Origin of the sequence: Actinomyces sp. MRS3W (assembly GCF_032465695.1) — a bacterium.
In the GTDB taxonomy this organism is placed as follows: domain Bacteria; phylum Actinomycetota; class Actinomycetes; order Actinomycetales; family Actinomycetaceae; genus Actinomyces.
The window spans coordinates 1-2,935 of the sequence record NZ_JAWDJJ010000219.1 but is presented as its reverse complement, the minus strand read 5'-3'; the positions used below and the strand labels follow the sequence as shown (position 1 = coordinate 2,935).

At 72.1% G+C, this 2,935-nt stretch carries 4 protein-coding genes; all 4 read left to right on the top strand.

The window, feature by feature from the left end; translation table 11 throughout:
• The first annotated feature begins 98 nt into the window (after nucleotides 1-98).
• A complete protein-coding gene (locus tag RWX45_RS08370; protein WP_316023274.1) occupies nucleotides 99-620 on the top strand; it encodes an alpha-amylase in 522 nt (173 codons plus the stop codon).
• Nucleotides 614-1,681 carry a VWA domain-containing protein gene (locus tag RWX45_RS08365; protein WP_316023273.1) on the top strand — a complete coding sequence of 356 codons (1,068 nt, stop codon included), beginning with the start codon at nucleotides 614-616 and terminating at the stop codon, nucleotides 1,679-1,681. Before RWX45_RS08370 ends, RWX45_RS08365 begins: the two co-directional genes overlap by 7 nt.
• Nucleotides 1,678-2,748: a VWA domain-containing protein gene (locus RWX45_RS08360; protein ID WP_316023272.1), complete on the top strand. Its 1,071-nt coding sequence runs from the start codon at nucleotides 1,678-1,680 to the stop codon at nucleotides 2,746-2,748. Before RWX45_RS08365 ends, RWX45_RS08360 begins: the two co-directional genes overlap by 4 nt.
• Nucleotides 2,745-2,935: hypothetical protein (locus tag RWX45_RS08355; protein ID WP_316023271.1), on the top strand; the 191-nt coding region annotated here is incomplete at its 3' end. The genes RWX45_RS08360 and RWX45_RS08355, both read left to right, overlap by 4 nt.

Below are 2,935 nucleotides of genomic sequence, written 5' to 3'. Positions count from 1 at the left end.
GAGCACGCGGTCATTCATTCCGACGCGTCCATGGTGGATTCCATCGCCGCCCTGCTGGCCCGCCAGCGCCTGGCCTCCGGACGCAGGAGGCGATGAGCATGAACGTCAATCCCCCCGTGCTCATGCCCGTCTGGATGGCCGTCGTCGGCGTCGTCGGTCTCATCGTGGCTGCCGCCATCATTCTGCGTGCCTTCCTCGTCACCCGCCGCGACACCGCCCGCAGTGTCGGTGACATTCCCATGGCCGCCACCGAACGCGGCCAGTGGATTTCCCGGGTGGATGATGCCGCCGCCCGCTACCGGCGTCACGAACTCGACCTGCGGGGACTGCACCTGGAACTGGCCAGCGCCCTGCGCGGCTTCGCCACCGCCCGCAGCGGTGAGGACCTCGTCTCCGCCACCGTCCTGGAGATCCTCGACATGGCCGACACCACCGGCCCCCGTTCCATTATGGAGCGGCTGCGCCGGGTGCGCTCCAGCCGCCGTCCCCTGGACGTCAACCCGCTCGGGCACGTCGGCGAACTCCTGGCCGTGTGGGAGCAGCCCTCCTTCGACCGCGACCCGGATGCGGCCGCCGAATCCGCCATCAATCAGGCCCGGGAGGTGGTCACCCGATGGTGATGCCTTGGCTGCCCTGGGTCATCGCCCTGGTCGCCCTCCTGGTGCTGGTCGCGGCCGCCACCGGGGCGGGTGCGACGCTGGCCGACCGGCTGCGCGGCGGGCGAGGTCGGAGCGTGCCGCCGCGGCGCGTGGCCAACTCCGCCGCCCTGCTGTCCAGCCCGGTTCTGCGTGACCGGCTGCGCCGACGGCGGGTCCTCCACGCCGGCCTGGGGGCCGCCCTCGTCGTCGCCCTGGCCGCCGCCGCCATGCTCGCCGGCCGTCCGGTGGAGCGGAGCGTACGCAACGAGTCGCTGGCCAGCCGTGACATCGTCCTGTGCCTGGACATCTCCACCTCCATGGTGACCACCGACTCCAAGATCCTCGACACCTTCACCGAACTGCTCGACACCTTCGAGGGGGAGCGGGTCGCGCTGGTCGCCTGGAACTCCACCGCGCAGACGATCGTGCCGCTCACCGACGACTACGAGCTGCTGCGCGAACAGTTCAACGAGATCGCCGACGTCCTGGACTTCCTGCCCGTGCGCGGCAACCCCGCCCTGGAACGCTACTACGCCACCTTCCCCGGCACCCTGTCCGACGATGTCGACGGCTCCTCCCTGGCCGGGGATGGGCTGGCCTCCTGCACCCTTGCCTTCGATCATCAGGTTGAGGACCGCTCCCGTTCCATCATCCTGGCCACGGACAACCAGATCCTGGACCCCTTCGACGAGCAGATCTATTCCGTGTCCGAGGCCGCCGACCTTGCCCAGGAGGAGTCCATCCGCCTGTTCTCCCTGTTCGGCGCCGACCCGGAGCTGGCCGATCCGGACGTGTCCGGTAAGGATGTGGACGAGGCCCGCGAGGACCTGCGCGAGATCACCACCTCGCACGACGGCCGCTTCTACGAGGTTGACGACGCCGACACCGCCGGGCAGATCGTGCAGGAACTCGAAGCCGACCAGCTGGACGAGCTCGCCGGAAACACGCAGGTGCGTACCACCGACATTCCCGAGCGGGCCGCCGCCTGGCTGGCCGTCGTCGTCCTGGCGCTGCTCGCCGTCACCGCCTGGAGGCGCGCATGAGCCTGCAACCGCTGTTCGGGTGGCCGGTGACGGTGGCCGTCGCCCTCGTCGTGGCCCTCCTATTGGCCGTTTCGGCGCGCTGGCTGCTGCGGCGCGGCGCGGACCCGGGCGCCCGCACCACATGGGGCCGGCGTGTGGCCCTCGGCGTGGTCACGGTGCTCATCCTGGCCGGCCCCAGCCTGCCCGTCACCGAGGCGGTGGCCGTCTCCAACGTCGAGATTTACCTGGTGGTGGACCGTACCGGGTCCATGGCCGCCGAAGACTGGGCGGGAGGCCCCGATGCTGGCGGCGGCACCCGCCTGGATGGGGTGCGCGCCGACCTGGAGGCGATCCGCGACGCCTACCCCGACGCCCGCTTCTGCATCATCGCGCTCGACTCCTCGGCCGCCCGCGAGTTGCCGCTGACCCGGGACCTCGACGCCGTCACCGCCTGGATCGGCACCCTCCAACAGGAGGTCACCAACCGGTCCCAGGGCTCCTCCCTGGAGCGTGCCCTGCCGCTGCTGACGCAGACCCTGACCAGCGCCGCCGACGCCGCCCCCGAGGACGCCCGGCTCGTGTACCTGCTCTCCGACGGCGAGGCCACCGATGACGGGCAGGGCGCCGCCGACGCCGCTGCCGCCGGGGTCACCTGGGAGCAGGCGGGGGAACTGGTCGACGGCGGCGCCGTCCTCGGCTACGGCACCGAGGCGGGCGGGACCATGCGCGAGTTCGACGGCTCCAGCGCCGATGCCGACTACATCACCGACCCGGATACCGGCCAGCCGGCCGTCTCCGTTCCCGACACCGCCGAGCTGCAGGCCGTCGCCGACGCCCTGGGGGTGTCCTACGTGCAGCGCACCGGCACCGATGACGACCCCACCACCGCCTTCACCGAGCAGGACGTCGATGAGGTGCTGTCTGACGGGCGCGCGCACCGGCACTACGCCCGCTACGTCGTCTGGCCGCTGGGCCTGCTCGCCTGCGCCCTACTCATCTGGGAAGCCGCGGCCCTCATCCGCGCCGACCGGGCGGTACGCGAGCTGACCCGCCCCGCCGTCGACGTCCGGGCAGGAGGATCTAGATGAGCCAGCCCCACGACTTTCCCCCCGGCTCGGCCTCCGGTCCCACCGGCGCCGCCCGGCCCGAAGGCGCGCCCGGGGGCGGCGGGTTGCCCGCCGGGAACGACGCCTACCGCCCCGGTGCCCGCAGTGAGGAGGACGCCCGTGCCTACGCCGCCCGTGTGGGCGTGGCCGACGCCGACTCCGCTGATGC

Coding starts and splice junctions, on each gene's coding strand:
- RWX45_RS08360 (WP_316023272.1), top strand. CDS start 1,678: ATGAGCCTGCAACCGCTGTTCGGGTGGCCGGTGACGGTGGCCGTCGCC.
- RWX45_RS08365 (WP_316023273.1), top strand. CDS start 614: ATGGTGATGCCTTGGCTGCCCTGGGTCATCGCCCTGGTCGCCCTCCTG.
- RWX45_RS08370 (WP_316023274.1), top strand. CDS start 99: ATGAACGTCAATCCCCCCGTGCTCATGCCCGTCTGGATGGCCGTCGTC.